Below are 17087 nucleotides of genomic sequence, written 5' to 3' on the forward strand. Positions count from 1 at the left end.
GAGTGAGCCGGGTGCGCGCCCTGCTCGGCGTGACGCTGGTGTTGGCCTTTCCGGCACCGGCCCTCGCCTGCGTGCCCCCGCCCCCGCTCCAGCGGCTCGCCGGCGAGAGCGACGCGGACTTAGCCGTCCGTGCCCGGACCTTTGGGGAGGCCGAGGCGGACGAGAACCGCCGGCGTCAGCAGAGCGGCTGGTTCGATCGCGCGGACCGCGTCAGCCTCGCCCGCATTACCGCATCCGGCGAAATCTCCCGCCTTCTCGGCATGGGTTCGCTCCGCGCCCGCCGGGTCGAAGCCCTCCGCCTCGGCACTTTCAAGGGGGAGGCTGCGCCGGGAACGGTCGCAATGGAGGATGTCGGGATAACCAGCTGCGGGGTCTACGGCGGCGGAACGGCGCGGTCGGGCAAGCCCGGCGCCTATATCGTCACCTTCGAAGGCGTACAGCCTGAAGGCACCGGCAATGTCGGTGTGCCCTTGTCCGAACTGCGCGATCCAAGGATCATCCAGGCCTTCTCGGAAGTGGCCAAACCGGCATTGGAGGGCGCGAAGCCATGACCGGCGTCGAACTCATTGCGCTGGCCGGATCGACCAGCCTGCTGGCCGGCTGGCGGCTCTACCTCGTTACCTTCGTCACCGGCTTCGCGATGCGGCTGGGCTGGATCGACCTTCCGGACAAGCTCGTCGCGCTCGACGTGTTGGCCAATCCGTGGGTGCTCGTGCTCTCGGGTGCAGCCGCCTTGTTCGAGTTTTTCGCTGACAAGATCGCCTTTATCGACACGCTGTGGGACGGCATCAACACCGCCATCCGCCCGCTCGGCGGGGCGTTGCTCGCGCTGGCCATCGTCGATCCGGGCGACCCGGTCTGGCAAGTGACCGCCTTCATCCTCGGCGGCGGCGCGGCCTTCCTTTCGCACTCGGGTAAGGCCGCCACCCGGGCGATGGTCAACACCTCGCCCGAACCGGTCAGCAACATTGTGGTTTCGACCGGTGAGGACATCGCCGCCGTCGGCTTGCTGGCCCTCGCTATCGCCAATCCGGTCGCGGCAGCGCTGATCGCACTGATCCTGGTGCTCGCCAGCCTGTGGCTCATCCTGTCCGCTCGCCGCCTCGTTCGCCGGGTTCTGAACCGAAGCTAGCTTCACGCATTGCAGTAGCGAAACAAGGGAGAAGCTCATGCCCGAGGGCGGTCACACCAGCCTCGTCGAACGGATCGCACGCGTGCTGTGCGGATCCGAACATAGCGCCAATGCCGAAGGGTCCGAGGAACATGCCGCGGCCCATGTCGACCAGCATTGGCCAAGCCATCGCAACCAGGCCCTGGCGGTCCTGAAGGCGATCCGCGAAACGGACGCCAGCGGTGCCAGCGTCGGTGATCCCGCCACCTGGACCCGGATGGTCGAGGCCAGCATCGCCGACGCCGAAGACGATCGCGGGTGAAGCCTGACGCGGCGGCGCGTCCGAAAGCGACGGTGCCGCACCCCAATTGGACGCTCGCCGCGTGCATCCTCGCCTCCAGCCTGAGCTTTGTCGAAGGCTCGGTGCTGAACGTCGCCCTGCCCGCGATCCGCGCCAGCTTCAGCGCCGGGGCGAGCGAGGTGCAGTGGGTGGTCAACGCCTACCTTCTGCCCCTGTCGGCGCTGCTGCTGCTCGGCGGAGCACTCGGCGACCAGCATGGCCGCAAGCGGTTGCTCATGCTCGGTACCGCACTCTTCGCTGCCGCGTCGCTGCTTTGCGCGCTTGCCCCCGATCTCGCCTGGCTGCTGGTGGGGCGCGTGATCCAAGGCATCGGCGCCGCGCTGCTGCTGCCCAATAGCCTCGCGCTTCTCAACTCCACCTTCACCGGTGAGGAGCGCGGGCGGGCGATCGGCATCTGGGCCGCGGTAGGCGCCGGCGCCGCCGCGATTGCACCGCTGATCGGCGGCTGGCTGGTCGACCACGTTGGCTGGCCTGCGATCTTTTACATCAACCTTCCCCTCGCCGCGGGCGCGATCCTGATCGCCGCCCGCTTCGCCGCCGAGAGCCGCAACGAGGAAGCGGCGCGGACCGACTACCCCGGCGCCCTGCTGGCGACGCTCGGCCTGCTCGGGGTCACTTATGCGCTGACCCTGTGGTCGGTACAGATGACTGCCGACCCGTTGATCATCGGGCTCGGCGTTGCCGGCCTGCTCCTCCTCGGCCTGTTCCTGTGGGTCGAAGCCCGTCGCGGCGATCGCGCGATGATGCCGCTCGCCATGTTCGCCAACCGCTGCTTCAGCGGCACCAACTTCCTCACCTTCCTGCTCTACGGCGCGTTCGGGGCGGTGATGCTGCTCCTCCCCTACGTCCTGATCGAGGCGAGCGGTTATTCACCGCTCCAGGCCGGCCTCGCACTTACGCCGCTGGCCATCATCATCGCGGTGGCCTCGCCGCTGATGGGCAAGCTCGCCGCTCGGATCGGCGGGCGACTGCCGCTCACCGCCGGTCCGCTGGTGGTGGCCGCGGGCTTCCTGCTCGCCACCCGCATCGAGGCGGAGAGCAGCTATGCCCTTACGGTGCTGCCCGCCGTGATCGTGCTCGCCTCGGGCATGGCGCTGGCGGTGGCGCCGCTGACCAGCACCGTTCTCGGATCGGTTGACCAGCGCCACGCCGGCACCGCCAGCGGGCTCAACAGCGCGGTGGCCCGGACCGGCGGCCTGATCGCCACCGCCCTCCTGGGCGCGGTGCTGGCGGCCGAGGGCGAAGCGCTGATCGGTGCCTTTCACATCGCGCTGCTGGCTGCCGCCGCGATCAGTGCGCTTGCCGGCGTGATAGCATGGCTGACCGTCGGCGGCGCCTCTGCCCAAACAAGAAAGGCCGCCGAAGCCTGAGCTCCGACGGCCTTTCCATTGTCTTGCTCGGTGAACCGAGCCGTTAGGCAACTACCTCAAGACTGGAGGCAGGGCTCACCGACTTGGGACAATGAGACATCTGACCACCTCCTTTCGCTCTGTTGACGATAGCGATGAAATGGCCCTGGCTTTCGTCATTTCAAGGGCTTAGCGGCGACCGAACAGGCGCTCGATATCGCCGTGGGCAAGCTTCACCAAGGTGGAGGTCAATAACCTCTCGGGCTTAGCGCCTAAAACGGGCATCCAAAAGCTCCTGTGCCCTTCGCAACATGATCTCATCATGCTCAGCTTCCTGCTTCCTCAGGATGGCTTTCGTTTCGGCACGCAGCTTTTCGGCTTTCGCTCGCAAAAGCATGACTTCGGCGTCGTCGGCGTCGTCGTCTGCCCCATACTGAAGAGCGTAACGCTCGTCGCGCTCCTCCTCAGTCTCGTCTTCGAATTCGTCAATGATGTCACGGTAACGCATTGGTGTGCTCCTGATCGCCTACCCTAGTTATCCGCGACCAGCGCTTCAGGGCCGATCAGCCCCGTCCCCATCCAGTATATATGTGCATGGGAATCTCGGTAAATGAGTATGCGAAGGGAAGAGGAACAAGCTCACCAGAGTCCTCCTCAAAGCACGACTCCACACTTGCAGCATGGAAGCCTTTAGAGAACCTCAGGAACTGAAAGGGAGTATACTCTGAGACACTCTCCAGCCACGTGTGTAGTTCGATGTCCCATGCCACCGGCCACGGATCGAGGTAGGGTGAACGGCTATCGGTGCGAAGCGCTGTGAGGCTGGAGAACTTGTTGGCGTATGACGTGATCCTCAAGAGGTTGTTCTCTACCGTTCGTCCTTCGTTGAAGGGCTTAACATCGACCTGATGAATGGTCGGCCATTGCGCTTGCAGCGCGCGTCGGATGTCAGCGATGTCATGACCAGCGCGGCGAACAACAGCATGCACGCCCGGCAGCCACGTTGGGCCTAGTTGCCCCTGAGCAATCGGTGCAATCTCCGTCACCAGCTGGTGTCTATGCGGCGGAAGGTGCGTGAACTGGTCGGCGCTGACCGCGTCGATCTCGCGCCAGCCCTTTAGAACTACATTGGACAGCCCATCCGCCCTCAGGCGATTGGTGAGGTCTTGCTGCCCCTTTTGGAAGGTAACTTCGATGTCGCGCACGTCTCGGCACCCCGGCAAGCAGATGCTGACGAAGAGCAGGTCCGAGTTCGAGCATCCTCGAAATGACGCAAGGGTGCTTCGTTGCTGCTTCCGAATGTTGATGCGACGGCAAAGCGGACAGACCGGCAAGCGGCACCTGTAAGCTCCATTCCAATCATGCCCGCAGCGATTCAGCTTGCAGAAGAAGTCGCTTGCGAGGGTATCCTCGTCTTCAGCCAACGTCCCCATTATTCTGGCGAACCGCTCCCACGGTCTCTCACTCAGTTTGTGTGTCATCTACCCTCAAAGGAGCGTTTTGCTCATGAGGGATATTTACCAGAGCGCGAGTTCCGGCTCCTAAAATGAAATGGGATAGGCGCTGGCCGGAAGTTCGCGCGTCAGTGCTCGCCCGTGTAGGCGAACTGCACTCGGTGCCAGAACTGGAAGCCAGCTTGAGCATAGAGCGCCAACCGTTCCTCGGTAACGCGTAGCCGCTCGGGCAACTCAGAATCGCCATTGCCGAGGCCGTCTTCCTCCGATCCCGGCGCCTCGTCGAACAGGTCCGGGTAGCGCTCAAATGCTTGCCGAGCGGAGGGGCCATCACCGTGCCGGACCACGTTCGCCACCAACGCTAACTCAAGAAGCAATGGCCCCTCGACTACGTCCGAAAGGTGGACACCCCGCAAGTTAGCCATGATTGCCCCAAGATCACGTCGGGGCGCGCTAGGGTTCGACCATTGAGCTTTGATGATGTCGTCGTCCGTGACCTCACTCGTTTCAACGGACTGAAGGCTGTTCCGTAACCAGCGTCGGAAGCCCTTCTCGAAGTGCCCTTGCACCGCCAAGGTCATGAGGTTGTAGATTTCCTGCTCGATTGGCTGAAGGATGAGATGGGCGGCACCCGCATTAACTCTCCTCTCCTTCTTTGGGGAGGTGGAGCGCTGTTGAAAGCGCATCATCGTTCCCTTGATACCCCGGACGGCACTTCCAGCCCCGAAGTTGAAGAACAACTGCATGTCATTGCGATACATGCGAGCAGCCATGTCGCTGTCTAAGATGCGCCAGTCATCACAGAGCGGAGCGTCGAAGGTTCCATCCGGGGCGCCGATGCCAATGGCAGTCGCTTCCTCCTCAACCATTTTACGCTTTCTCAGGAAGGCCATTTCACTTAGCCAGAGAGAAATCGTCTGGTTGCCTCCTGCCCTCAGCCACCGCGTCGGCTAAGGCTTCCTGCCCCGTCTCTCGAAGTCCGGCGATCACGCCAGCCTGATTTCTGTCAGGTTGGTTCTGGCTCAGCTTCCGCTTTCCTTCGATGCGCGACACAGGGATTTCGAGCCCGACTATCCCCTTCATTTGAGCCTGAATAAAGTCTTCCGGCGCATCTGCCACTTTCCATGGCATGCGGAAGCCCTTCTCCGCCGCGTTTGTCAGTTCTTCGATTTGCTCACGCAGCCACTGAACATCATCTCGGATCGTAGGTGTTCCCCAGACTTGCACCACGACGAAGTTCCAAGTGGGCACCACGCGACCATGCTCACGCTTCGTAGCATACCAGCTAGGGCTCACGTAGCCCTGCGGCCCGTGGAACAGGACGGACGTGGGAGGTTGCTCACGTAGCTCATCGATCTGTCGATTGCCTTTGGCAAGATGAGCGCAAAGGACATCGCCGTCCGGTTCACATCGTATGCTGAACGGTAACAGGCTCGTGACGATGCCCAAGCTGCCCGCAGTAACGAGTGTGCCTAGCGGATGCGTCCGAATGGCGTCGCGTAGCACCTCCGGTCGATCTTCGCGAAACGCTGGCGGTCGATACATGGCGCGACTCCTACTCTGTTATTGCGGCCAGAGCTTGCCGAAGATCGCCGATCAGATCGCTGACGTTCTCAAGGCCAATCGCTGCTCGAAGCAGTCCTTCAGGAGCCATTGTCGCTGGCCCTTCCACCGAGGCTCGGTGCTCAATGAGGCTGTGATTGCCTCCGAGGCTGGTTGCACGGGTGAATACTTTGAGGGCGGCAGCGACGGACATCGCCTCTTCGCGACCGCCACGCACCTCAAACGACAGCATGCCTCCGAAATCGCGCATCTGCCGCTTCGCTACTTCGTGACCTGAGTGCGCCGGAAGACCGGGATAGTGGACTGCCGTCACGGCGGGGTGACCTTGAAGGAAGTTTGCGATGGCCATCGCACTCCCGCAATGAACCGTCATGCGCGCAGCCAAGGAAGATGCGCCTCGTAGCGCCAGCCAACAGTCGAACGGAGCGGGGACCAATCCCTTGTTCCGTTGTATCGAGCGAAGCTCGACAAGGTGAGGCCCGTCTTTGCGGACGATAGCAGCCCCGACCATCACATCGCTGTGGCCGCCGATGTATTTCGTGAGCGAGTGCACGACGACATCGGCTCCAAGCTCAAGGGGTCGCTGCAGGAAGGGAGTCGCCCACGTGTTATCTACGACGACAGCAGCCCCATGCTTCCGAGCGATGGCTGAGATCGCAGCAATATCGACAATGCTCACGAGAGGATTAGAGGGCGTCTCCACCCAGATGATCCCCGGCTTGCGATCCCGAGTTGCGCGCTCGACTGCGGCAGCATCCGTCATATCAACCGTGACGACATCGAGTTTTCTTCCGAACTCCGTCTCAGTCAGCAAAGCTCGCATGCCAAAGTAGACATCGCGGGGCACAAACAGTGCCCCTTCGTGGGATGTTCTGAGGGCCTCAATGGCGGCTGAGATCGCGGCCATGCCTGACGGGAATGCTACAGTCGCAATCCCCCCTTCCAGCGCGCTTAGGCACGCCTCAAGAGAACGCCTGTTTGGATTGTCGTCACGGATATACTCGAACCCACGCGAGAACCCTCCGTCCGGGTCTCGCTCGAACGTTGTCGATAAGTGGATCGGTGGCGCGACAGCACCGGTGGTAGGATCGATGTCCCGTCCTTCATGAACGGCAAGGGTCTCGAACTGCATGGTGAAACTCTCAAAAAAGGGCTTGCGTTTTGATGCCGCGATGGTCACTATATTGACCATGAATGCTAATAAATCAACCGCCGTGGAAGCCGAGGCAGAACTCGTCTCTAAGGCGATCCAGTCGCGGATCGGGTCCACGCGACGCGAGCGCGGCCTCACTTTCGACCAGCTTGCGGCGCTCTCGGGCGTCAGCAAGGGAATGCTGGTCCAGATCGAGCAGGGGAAAGCAAACCCAAGCATCGGTATCCTATGCAAAGTGGCTTCGGCCCTCCGCGTGTCCGTTGCCGAACTGGTCGAGACGCCCGGCGCGAGCCCATCGCCAGTGCGGTCCATCTCACCTCATGACACGACAACGCTGTGGAGCGGCCCAAACGGAGGTTCGGCGGTGCTTCTGGTCGGCACTGAAGGCCCGGACATGCTGGAACTTTGGCACTGGGAGCTACATCCGGGCGAGCGGTTTGAAGCGCAGCCACACTCAAGAGGAACTCGCGAGCTTTTGCACGTGACGCAGGGCACACTTGAACTTGAAGTGGATGGAGTTTCGTATCCGCTTCTGAAGGGCGGCTCAGCCGTAGCCCAGACTGAGCGACCTCACGCTTATGCGTGCAGGGGCTCAAGCGTGACGAAGTTCACAATGGTGGTTTTCGAACCGGGGCGCTGAAGAGCGGCGGATCATTGATCCATCGGACCTTCGTTCTACATCCTTAAGTGAGGCCACGTCCTCCCCCGACATCGGGCATTGAAGACCGGGACGCCCCGGCAGCAAATGGAGGCTGCTGTGGCTTGGTTTGTGCTCGTTCTTGCCGGTCTACTTGAAGTTGTTTGGGCCTACTCAATGAAGCTGTCTGACGGCTTTTCACGTCTAGGCCCTTCTCTGGTGACGCTCGCTGGACTCGCCGCCAGTTTTGCATTGCTCTCGTGGTCAATGCGCAGCTTGCCGCTGGGCACGGCCTACACTGTCTGGACAGGCATAGGCGCGGTTGGCGCCTTCGTCATTGGCATCACCGTGCTGGGTGAGAGCGCGAGCCCTTTGCGCCTTTTAGCCGCTGGTCTGATCCTTGGCGGACTCGTTCTGATGAAGCTCTCTCACGCTATGTGAGAGCCTTGGAAAGTTTAGCTCATGAACCAATCTCTCGCGCGCTCCGTGCGTGCAAGCGCTTCGCCCGATCTGCTTGCAGTCGGAGCGTTGTTTCTATCGCTTGTCTCGATCACGGCGGGTGCATCTGTAGCGAAGCAGTTGTTTCCGATCATAGGAGCGGAAGGTGCGAGCGCTCTCCGACTGGGCATCGCGGCACTGATGCTTTCGGCGGTCTTTCGGCCTTGGCGCTTGAACTGGCGCGCCAACTGGCGGAGCCTCGTAGGTTATGGCGCGTGCCTCGCTGGCATGAACTTAACCTTCTACATGGCGCTTCGATATATCCCGTTAGGTATCGGGATCGCCATTGAGTTTGTCGGCCCGCTGTTGGTCGCCGTGCTCACGTCTCGGCGCAAAGCGGATTACGCTTGGATCGCTCTTGCGGTCGCTGGCCTCTCGATCCTGCTTCCGATACACGAAGCAACACCCCACCTCGATTGGCGCGGTGTCGCTCTTGCTGCCGCTGCCGGTGGGTTTTGGGCTCTCTACATCATCGCTGGTAAGCGAGCGGGAGCAGAACACGGACCAGCGGCGAGCGCCGCAGGGATGGTTATTGCCGCCACCATTGCTGCTCCGATTGGCATCGCTCATGCGGGTGAAGCCCTGCTCATCCCGCACGTTCTAGCGCTCGGCGCTCTGATTGCGCTCATCTCCAGTGCCATTCCTTACTCACTGGAGATGGTCGCTCTTCGGCGACTGCCTTCTCACACGTTCGGAACACTACTCAGCGCCGAGCCCGCGATTGGCGCTCTGATGGGTTTTCTCATCCTCGGTGAAATGCTCGCGCCCGGTCAGTGGGTCGCCATCTCTATCATTGTTGTGGCCTCGATTGGGACGGCGGTTTCAGCGAAGGGCACGGAAGCCGCCTTACCCGAGGCTCAGGCAGCGTGATCCAGTAAAGCAAGTCTGTGATGGGTTGTAAGCGGACAGCGATCAGGAGCGAGGAGGGGCCACGATCACCGATTGAACTGAGCTTCCAAACTGAAGTCTAGCAAGCGCCTTCGCATCGGCAATGTTGCGAGCGCTTACCCGCACCTTCACCGATCTTCCGGGCAGGGCGAGACGGATGTCGTAGGCCGTCACGCCGCTTGCTCCCCTAGCGCCCGGTAGACGCTCATGCGGCTGATCCCGAGCGTCTTGGCGATCTCGGTAGGCGTCGCACCGGTCGCACGCATCTCTCGAACGCGCTCCATGGGCACGGAGGGTTTCCGACCCTTGTAGACGCCCTTCGACTTGGCAGCGGCTATGCCAGCGGCCTGACGGCTCCGGATGAACTCGCGCTCCATCTCTGCCACCATCGCGAGGACGGTCACGAGGATCGAGCCGGTCGTATCTTTGGTGCTGAAGCTCGGCTCCAGAACCGTGAGAGCGGCTCCCTTGGCCTGAAGCTCATGCACGAGGTTCAGGACATCGCGAGTGGAGCGTCCAAGCCTGTCGAGCTTCACTACCACGAGTTCGTCGCCCGGCTGAGCAAAGTCCATGATGGTGGCGAGTTCGTCACGACCCTCTCGGCTCCTGCCGCTCACCTTCTCTGCGCGAACGATGTCGCAGCCCGCATTCTTGAGCCGCTCGACCTGTCCGTCGAAGCTCTGATCCGCCGAGGAGCAACGAGCATAACCAATCCGAGCCATCTGCTTCCGCCTGTCACATTAGGAACTACCCTGACTAACTCTAATGTCACAAAAACAAAATGCAACCCTATTGTGACGCGTGAGATGTCACAGGCAAAAGGCACGTGAAGGTGCACCTCAAAGTGCCGCTGCCACGCGGAACAAGAGTAGAACGGTGTCCGTTTTTCTAGCGTGCGTTCAGAAGAGGTGAGTGATGGCAAAGGAGCCTAGTCTGCCAAAGTTTCATCTGGTCAAAGACTCCAAGCGAGATGGGTGGAAGTTAGAGCCCGAAGGAGGAGGTCGCGCGAGAGCCCGCTTTGACACCAAAGCGGACGCTACAAAGGGTGGTGCCCTGTCGGATGCTCTTGGTAAGCAGGGCGGATCAGTTCGCATCCACAAAGAGGATGGAAAAGTGCAGGAAGAGCGCACGTTTCCGCGTGAGCGCGATCCTAAATCCTCCCCCGGCTGAGCTATGGCGGCATCGAAGCAAGCAGCGCAAAATCAGCATTATGTTCCCAAGTTCATCTTGCGGAACTTCCTCATCGATGAGCGCAAGGAGAAGGTAGCCGTCTTCAGCAAGAGGACAGGCGAGATCATCACCCCTTCCATCAAAGGCATCATGGCAGAACGGCGCTTCCACGATTTCGTGGTAGATGACCGTTATCGTGCCAGCTTTGAGGACGCGATAAGCCGCATCGAAGATACTGTTTTGCCTACCTATCGGCGAGTTGTCGCCGAAGAGCGCCTCACCCATGACCCGGAAGAGAAAGCCACATTGGCCTTTCTCATGGCTTTCCAGCTAGTGAGGACGAGGTCTCAGCGAGATCAGTTTCGCCAAATGGAGAAGCTACTTTCGTCTAAGCTAGAGAGGTTAGGCGGCAAGCTGGAAGACCTTGAGGGGTGGGAGCCTCTCACTGACGATCTCCTGACCTTGCAGCACATGAAGCTGGTGCAGGACAGCATTGTCGAATTCACACGCGAGATCGCTAGCAAGGACTTGCTGCTTCAGAAGGCTCCTCCCGAACGCGCCCTTTACCTCAGTGACAACCCGGTGACACTGCACAATGGACAACCGGCTGACTCTCTATTCGGAAACATCGGTCTGGCAGTGAAAGGCATTGAAATCTACATGCCCTTGTCACCGAGTCTGACCCTATGCGCGTGGTGTCCAAGCCTCCTCGGCAAGATGCGTTCTGATCTCTCCAAATCTCGCAATGAAGCTGCCGCCCAAGCTCTCGCCGCTGTCCAGTGCGGTCGCTTGTCCACAAGCGCCATGAAGCAGACGATGGACAAGTTAAATGAAGTGCTGTTCCCAGTGATCTCCATGATCGAGGCCGCAGACAAAGGACTTCCGCAGCCACTCGCCTCGGCGAACGTCGATTATCTCAACTCACTTCAACTTAGAGCGGCGCGCGAGTTCGTGATCTGCCAACGCCAAGACTTCGATTTAGCGCGCCGCTTTATGGCCGAGAATCCCGGTCACGAGGGGCGCAAAATGCGGGATGCCTCGCAAGCCTGAGCAGTTGAAGTCGTGAGTCGCACTCACGTATCGGAGGGGAGAGGCTTTGACACCTCTCCCGCATAGTCAAGCTGCCGCAGCTTCAACCATAATCGGCGGCACAGCGGAATTCGTGCTGGTAGCCTTGCGAGCCTCGACGAACTGGCGTCCCGCCTCAGCAATGCGACAGTCCGAGATGTCGAACCATCCCTCGTCGAGTTCGAAGCCGACGAAGTGGCGACCCGCCAGCACCGATGCCACACCGGTCGATCCGCTTCCGAGTGTCGGATCGCACACGACATCGTCCTCATTCGAGAACGTGCGGATAAGGTAGCTGAGAAGGTCCACCGGCTTCTGGGTCGGGTGAACACCCTTGTGCACAGAGGCAAACTCAAGAACGCTACGCGGGAAGTTCGTCCACTTCTGAATAGTGCCCTTCAAGACGCTGCCACCGAACTGGCGAATACGGCGCTCTCCCTTCCGCCTTCGCGGCATCAGAAGCTCGATGATGCCTTGCGGATTGTAGGTCATCTGACGCTTGGAGCGATGCTTGCCCACGATCACACCGGGACTGAAGACCAGAATGCTCTCGTGATCCGAAAGCACGCGCTGCCAGCACTGCTGGAAGCCAGTGGGGCGGCTCTTCCGCCAGATCAGTTCGTATTTGAACCACTCGCGCTTCGACTGCACCAGTTCGCTGGTGAACGGCTGCGTGCCAAACATCAGGACCGCGCCGCAAGGCTTAAGCACACGAGCGACTTCGTCCCAGAAGCGCCCGATGTTGAGCTTGCGGTCCCAGTCACAGCGAGTGACACCAAACGGAAGATCGCAGATCAGCAGATCGATGGAATGATCCGGAAGGCGGCTGAAGAGTTTGAGGCAGTCGCCTTTGTGGAGATCGACAAGAAGGTCGGCGAAGCTCTGACGAATGTCAGGGCTAGCAGAAAGGCTTCGAACGGCATTGTTCATGCTGGGCTCCCATGTGGGAACCCGTTTCGCAAAGCGCCGTGGTTCTGATTGAACAACGAGCGAAAGTGCTCGTCACATTCCTAAGCTCTCATGAGTTTCCGAATCTGGCAACTGTTTTCTTCCCGAATTTTCTGTTGTCCGTCGCCTAGCGCGTCGGAGAATGTCTGTGCGGGTCGCGTGCATCTGATCGGCAGCATCAAGAGCGGCTAGTTGGTATTCTTTCTGGTGCAGCACCGGCTGACCGTGCAGCACAGGAGTGAGGACTCGACCCTTGCCATCGATGCGGATGATGCCGAGGCCATTTGCGATTACGACAGTCGCGACCTTGTCCGCGTTGACAGTGATGTCGGTCACGACCGAGCGGATGGATTGAGCCACCTTCACCCTAATCTGCCGCCGCTCTTTGAGGTTCTTCGTATAGAGATTGGCCCGGATGCCAGCCACGCGGGCAAGGTGCTCGGCACCAGACACTCGCCCACGAGCGGCCTCGCGCTGCCGCTTAAGAGCCTTCACGTTCTTGGCAAGCTCCTCAGCCTCCGCCTCAGCCTCCTGAGCAACCCCCATAGCCATTGGGCTGGCAGTCTGCGCGAAGGCCCTCCAGAGGGCCTGAGCGCGCTCCGTGGCGACATTCACAGCGCGCTCGCGTCCCGCGATCAGAGTATTGAGCCGAGCTACCTCGTCCTTGCGAGCGAACGATCCGTCGTCGAGGGCAAGGTGTAGGCACATGTCGAGCACGGCATCTTCGAAGGTCAGATAAGCCACATAGGCTCGGTTCGAGCAGTCACCGCCGTTATAGGCTACGCGACAGACCAATGACCCGACCGGGCGCTTATAGGAGTAGGTCTTGCCACCCTTGGTGTAGAAGACCCCTGCCTTCCGGCCCTTCTGGTAAGCGAGATTGCTGCCGCAGCACTCGCACCGAGCTAGAGCCGAAAAGAGGTTCGGAACCTCAGCGGACTTCGCGCCACCCTTCACGGCTTCGCGGACGTTGGCATTCTGGCGAACCCGCTCAAACAGATCAGCGGCCACGATGACTGGATAGTGGTCCAGCCAAGGACCATCCGGGCACGGCTTACCGTCCACCTTCGGATGAAATTCTCCGAGGACCGCGCGATTAGCGAGGATGCGGGTAATCTTGGTGTGTTCCCAAATCTTAGGCTCACGACCCTTGAAGCGAGCCCACGGTTTAATGCCCTCCTTGTTGAAGGTGTTGGCGATGCCGCGAGCACCCATGCCCGCGTCTGCGAGCGCAAACATGCGGTGGACCAGAGCCTCGCGAACCCTGTCCACAATCATCGAGCGGTTAGGCAGGACAATAATCCACGGAGGCACGAGCTTGGTAAGTGCCTTCTTCTCTCCCTTCGCTTTGTGGCGGAGGCGGTTCCAGTTGTCAGCCGTGCGGTATGCCCGCTTCGCGCCTTCTTCCTTGGCAGTCTCGGCTTTCACCGAGGAAGTGATTACCTGAACGAGGGTGATGGGTTCGCCAGCCGGGTAGAAGTCTCCGTCGAGGGTCATGACCGACACACCGTTGCGGGTCAGGGCACGGAGAAGGTCGAGCGTCGCCTCGTGGCCTTGGCGGCTAAGTCGGTCCAGTCGCTCGACCATTAAAAGCGTATTGGAATGCTCCCCGGCCATGACCTCGGATTCGAACTCTCCGAAGTTGCCACTGGCGCGGTGGTGGCCGTGGTAGGCGGACTTGCCCTCGTCCTTAATCCGACGCTCACGCACATGGCTTAGACCGAGGCGTTCCACCTCTTTGGTCATCACGTCAAACTGCCGCTCCAGCGAAGTGCCCCTCTTCTGCGAGCCATCCGAGAAGCGCGCATAAAGGACAATCAGGTAGGTGGTGGATTGTAGTTTCGCGTAGTCGATCACGGGCAAACTCCTTCGTGGAGGCTGCTCGGCTACGATTAAGACAGATAGGTTACCCTCCGAAAGGTGGAGGGCAGTTCTGGTTAGGTGCGACCGAAAAGCCTCTTCAGGTTATTGCCTGTGAGCTTCACCCAGGTCGGCCGGCCATGGTTGCAGTGGCCGCTGTGCGGAGTAACCTCCATTTCGCGCAGCAGGGCGTTCATTTCGGCGACCGACAGCACCCGTCCGGCGCGGACGCTGTGATGACAGGCGAAGGTCGCGGCGAGGAGGTCGAGCCGGCTTTTCAGCGCCTGCGGCCCGCCAAGCTCGGCGATCTCGGCGGCAAGGTCACGCACCAGCCGCGAGACGTCGAGGTTTCCAAGCGGCGCGGGCGTGCCGCGGACCAGGATCGCGCCCGGTCCGAAACGCTCGACGTCCAGGCCATACTCAAGCAGTTCGCCGGCTACTTCTTCGATCCGGTCGGCTTCGGGCTCGTCCAGCTCGACCACGTGCGGCAGCAGCAGCGCCTGCACCGAGACCCCACCATTGCCGGCACCCCGTTTCAAACGCTCGAGCACCAGCCTTTCGTGCGCGGCATGCTGGTCGACGATCACCAACCCGTCCGCCGCCTCGGCGACGATGTAGGTGCCGGCCACCTGCCCCCGCGCCACGCCGAGCGGATGGTCGGTGACCGGGGCCGTCGCCGGTTCCGCCCGGGCCGCGGGCGCACCGGTGAAGAAGGCATGCGTTTCGGCCACGGGGGTCGTCCCGGCGAAGGCACTTGCCCCGGGCGGCGAAGCGGGTGCCGAACCGATTGCCAGGCCCTCCGTTGGACGAGGTGCAAGGTCGGCTTCGCTCGTCCACCGCACCGGCGCCGCGGCCTGGACGCGCGCCGCGCTGCGGTGGCCCGCCTGGTCAAGCGCCGAACGCAAACCGCCGACGATCAGCCCGCGCACCCCTTGCGGATCGGCGAAGCGGACCTCGGTCTTGGCCGGATGGACGTTGATGTCGACCTCGCTCCCCGGCAGGTCGAGAAACAGCGCCACGATCGGCGCCCGGTCGCGCGCGATGAGATCCTGGTAGGCAGCCCGAAGTGCTCCCACCAGCAGCCGATCCTTTACCGGCCGGTGATTCACGAAAAGGAACTGTTGGTCGGCCGCGCCGCGAGTGAAGGTCGGCAGGCTGACCACCCCGCCCAGCCTCACTTCGCCACGCTGCAGGTCGATCGGCAGGCCATGATCGGCAAGGCCCGGGTCGAGCAGTTCGGCGACCCGAGCGGGAAGCGAGCCAGGCTGAACCGACAGCACGCGCCGTCCATCATGCTCGAACGTGAACGCGACGTCCGGCCGGGCCATGGCAAGCCGCCGCACGATGTCGAGGCAAGCGGCATATTCGGACCGCGGCGAGCGCAGGAACTTGCGCCGCGCCGGGACCCGCTCGAACAATTCCTCGACCCGTACCCGGGTGCCGGGCGGAAGCGCGGCCGGCCCCTCGCCCACCTTCACCCCGTGGTCGATCTCCAGCCGCCAGCCATCGGATCCGCGCTCACGGCTCTCCAGCGTGAATCGCGCCACGCTGGCGATCGACGGCAGGGCTTCGCCGCGGAACCCGAAGCTCGCAACGTCCTCGATCCGCTCGTCGGGCAGTTTGGATGTGGCGTGGCGCTCGATCGCCAACGTCATCTCGTCCGGGCTCATGCCCAATCCGTCGTCGGCGACCTCGACCAGTCCGGTGCCCCCGCCCGACAGGCGGATACTGACGGACATCGCCCCTGCGTCCAGGCTGTTCTCGATCAGTTCCTTGAGCGCGCTCGCCGGCCGCTCGACCACCTCGCCCGCGGCGATGCGATCAACGAGGTGAGAGGGCAGCCTTCTTATTGACATGGCACAGGCTCTAGCCCAATCGCTCAGGGCGGGCGAGGCGCTGTTCGACCAGCCGGTTAAATGGTCGTTACGTCTCTGGACTTAAACCTTTTTACAAGAAGTGGGCGGGCATGTTCTGGACGCGCTGGTTCAAGTGGATGAGCCATGACATGGCGATCGACCTCGGGACGGCGAACACGCTCGTCTATGTTCGTGGGCGCGGGATCGTGCTCAACGAACCGTCGGTGGTCGCGATTGAGACGATCAACGGCGTCAAGAAGGTCAAGGCCGTCGGCGAAGACGCCAAGCTGATGATGGGCAAGACGCCCGACCAGATCGAGGCCATCAGGCCGCTCCGCGACGGCGTCATCGCCGACATCGATGTCGCCGAGCAGATGATCAAGCACTTCATCCACAAGGTGCATGGCGGCGGTAAGCTGCGCGCCCTGCGCTTCCCCGAGATCGTGATCTGCGTTCCGTCGGGCTCCACCAGCGTCGAGCGCCGCGCCATTCGTGACGCCGCCAGCAATGCCGGTGCCAGCCAGGTCTATCTGATCGAAGAGCCGATGGCCGCCGCGATCGGCGCCAACATGCCGGTCACCGAACCGGTCGGTTCGATGGTCGTCGACATCGGCGGCGGAACCACCGAAGTCGCCGTGCTGTCGCTTCGCGGCCTTGCCTACACGACCTCCGTGCGGGTCGGCGGCGACAAGATGGACGAAGCGATCTCCTCCTACGTCCGCCGCAACCACAACCTGCTGATCGGTGAAGCCACGGCCGAGCGCATCAAGCAGGAAGTCGGCATCGCCAAGCCGCCGGTCGACGGCATCGGCAAGACGGTCCACATCAAGGGCCGCGACCTGGTCAACGGTGTTCCCAAGGAAATCTCGATCAACCAGGGCCAGATCGCCGAAGCGTTGAGCGAGCCGGTCGGCACCATAGTCGAGGGCGTCCGCATCGCGCTCGAGAATACCGCGCCGGAACTCGCCGCCGATATCTGCGATCAGGGCATCGTCCTGACCGGCGGTGGGGCGTTGCTGCAGGGTCTCGACGAAGTTCTGCGCGACGAGACCGGGCTGCCGGTCACCGTCGCCGAGGACCCGCTCACCTGCGTGGCGCTGGGGACCGGACGTGCGCTCGAGGAAGAGCAGTTCCGCGGTGTTCTTCAGACCGCCTGAGCTCCAGGGAGGAT

The 17087-nt window shown here is 61.7% G+C and carries 19 protein-coding genes; 10 read left to right on the plus strand and 9 right to left on the minus strand.

Translation table 11 applies throughout. The annotated features are described in order from the left end of the window. Positions 1–2 precede the first annotated feature (2 nt). Genes GGQ97_RS11200 through GGQ97_RS11215 form a run of 4 tightly spaced genes read left to right on the plus strand, consistent with a single transcriptional unit; the run spans position 3 to position 2842 of the window. Positions 3–551, plus strand: a complete 549-nt coding sequence (locus tag GGQ97_RS11200) for a hypothetical protein (RefSeq protein WP_168069626.1) — start codon at positions 3–5, stop codon at positions 549–551. Then, positions 548–1132, plus strand: a complete 585-nt coding sequence (locus tag GGQ97_RS11205; protein WP_168069628.1) for a DUF4126 domain-containing protein — start codon at positions 548–550, stop codon at positions 1130–1132. The genes GGQ97_RS11200 and GGQ97_RS11205 overlap by 4 nt, the downstream gene beginning before the upstream one ends. 37 nt (positions 1133–1169) lie before the next feature. Next, a complete protein-coding gene (locus GGQ97_RS11210) occupies positions 1170–1433 on the plus strand; it encodes a hypothetical protein (protein WP_168069629.1) in 264 nt (87 codons plus the stop codon). Continuing rightward, positions 1430–2842, plus strand: coding sequence for an MFS transporter (locus GGQ97_RS11215; protein WP_342448524.1), 1413 nt, complete (start codon positions 1430–1432; stop codon positions 2840–2842). The genes GGQ97_RS11210 and GGQ97_RS11215 overlap by 4 nt, the downstream gene beginning before the upstream one ends. 244 nt (positions 2843–3086) lie before the next feature. Here GGQ97_RS11215 and GGQ97_RS11220 read toward each other — a convergent pair whose 3' ends face one another. From GGQ97_RS11220 to GGQ97_RS11240, 5 genes are all read right to left on the minus strand, one after another. Beyond that, the gene (locus GGQ97_RS11220) at positions 3087–3329 is read right to left on the minus strand and encodes a hypothetical protein (protein WP_168069631.1); all 243 of its coding nucleotides are present in this window, start codon (positions 3327–3329) and stop codon (positions 3087–3089) included. 55 nt (positions 3330–3384) lie between these two features. Continuing rightward, a complete protein-coding gene (locus GGQ97_RS11225) occupies positions 3385–4026 on the minus strand; it encodes a hypothetical protein (RefSeq protein WP_168069633.1) in 642 nt (213 codons plus the stop codon). Positions 4027–4403: 377 nt separating this feature from the next. Then, positions 4404–5168, minus strand: a complete 765-nt coding sequence (locus GGQ97_RS11230; protein WP_168069635.1) for a hypothetical protein — start codon at positions 5166–5168, stop codon at positions 4404–4406. A 1-nt stretch (position 5169) separates the two neighbouring features. After that, entirely contained in the window at positions 5170–5820 is a 651-nt protein-coding gene (locus tag GGQ97_RS11235; protein ID WP_168069637.1) for an FMN-binding negative transcriptional regulator, read from the minus strand. A gap of 10 nt (positions 5821–5830) precedes the next feature. After that, positions 5831–6970, minus strand: a complete 1140-nt coding sequence (locus GGQ97_RS11240; protein WP_168069639.1) for a trans-sulfuration enzyme family protein — start codon at positions 6968–6970, stop codon at positions 5831–5833. Between GGQ97_RS11240 and GGQ97_RS11245 the strand changes: the two genes are divergently transcribed. The 3 genes from GGQ97_RS11245 (at position 6969) to GGQ97_RS11255 (ending at position 8996) form a co-directional block, all read left to right on the plus strand. Then, a complete protein-coding gene (locus GGQ97_RS11245) occupies positions 6969–7631 on the plus strand; it encodes a helix-turn-helix domain-containing protein (RefSeq protein WP_209022841.1) in 663 nt (220 codons plus the stop codon). The genes GGQ97_RS11240 and GGQ97_RS11245 overlap by 2 nt on opposite strands. Positions 7632–7748: 117 nt before the next feature. Beyond that, positions 7749–8069, plus strand: coding sequence for a quaternary ammonium compound efflux SMR transporter SugE (gene sugE / locus GGQ97_RS11250; protein ID WP_168069641.1), 321 nt, complete (start codon positions 7749–7751; stop codon positions 8067–8069). 21 nt (positions 8070–8090) lie between these two features. Next, the gene (locus tag GGQ97_RS11255) at positions 8091–8996 is read left to right on the plus strand and encodes an EamA family transporter (RefSeq protein WP_168069643.1); all 906 of its coding nucleotides are present in this window, start codon (positions 8091–8093) and stop codon (positions 8994–8996) included. 188 nt (positions 8997–9184) lie between these two features. Here GGQ97_RS11255 and GGQ97_RS11260 read toward each other — a convergent pair whose 3' ends face one another. Further along, positions 9185–9736, minus strand: a complete 552-nt coding sequence (locus GGQ97_RS11260; RefSeq protein WP_168069645.1) for a recombinase family protein — start codon at positions 9734–9736, stop codon at positions 9185–9187. Between the two features lie 193 nt (positions 9737–9929). Here GGQ97_RS11260 and GGQ97_RS14725 point away from each other — a divergent pair, with 193 nt between their 5' ends. Together GGQ97_RS14725 and GGQ97_RS11270 are read left to right on the plus strand one after the other, a co-directional pair. Continuing rightward, positions 9930–10184 carry a DUF2188 domain-containing protein gene (locus GGQ97_RS14725; RefSeq protein ID WP_168069647.1) on the plus strand — a complete coding sequence of 85 codons (255 nt, stop codon included), beginning with the start codon at positions 9930–9932 and terminating at the stop codon, positions 10182–10184. 3 nt (positions 10185–10187) lie between these two features. Further along, positions 10188–11234 carry a DUF4238 domain-containing protein gene (locus tag GGQ97_RS11270; protein WP_168069648.1) on the plus strand — a complete coding sequence of 349 codons (1047 nt, stop codon included), beginning with the start codon at positions 10188–10190 and terminating at the stop codon, positions 11232–11234. Between the two features lie 66 nt (positions 11235–11300). Here GGQ97_RS11270 and GGQ97_RS11275 read toward each other — a convergent pair whose 3' ends face one another. From GGQ97_RS11275 to mutL, 3 genes are all read right to left on the minus strand, one after another. Then, entirely contained in the window at positions 11301–12182 is an 882-nt protein-coding gene (locus tag GGQ97_RS11275) for a DNA-methyltransferase (RefSeq protein WP_168069650.1), read from the minus strand. A 72-nt stretch (positions 12183–12254) separates the two neighbouring features. After that, positions 12255–14057 (minus strand): recombinase family protein, encoded by a 1803-nt coding sequence (locus GGQ97_RS14415; RefSeq protein ID WP_168069652.1) that lies wholly within the window; start codon positions 14055–14057, stop codon positions 12255–12257. Between the two features lie 80 nt (positions 14058–14137). Then, on the minus strand, positions 14138–15916 hold the full coding sequence (gene mutL / locus GGQ97_RS11285) for a DNA mismatch repair endonuclease MutL (protein ID WP_168069653.1): 1779 nt from the start codon (positions 15914–15916) through the stop codon (positions 14138–14140). Positions 15917–16026: 110 nt separating this feature from the next. Between mutL and GGQ97_RS11290 the strand changes: the two genes are divergently transcribed. Continuing rightward, complete coding sequence (locus tag GGQ97_RS11290; protein ID WP_168069655.1) at positions 16027–17073, plus strand: rod shape-determining protein; 1047 nt, start codon at positions 16027–16029, stop codon at positions 17071–17073. The last annotated feature ends 14 nt before the right edge of the window (positions 17074–17087 follow it).

It is taken from the genome of Sphingomonas kaistensis (assembly GCF_011927725.1).
Lineage (GTDB): Bacteria > Pseudomonadota > Alphaproteobacteria > Sphingomonadales > Sphingomonadaceae > Sphingomicrobium > Sphingomicrobium kaistense.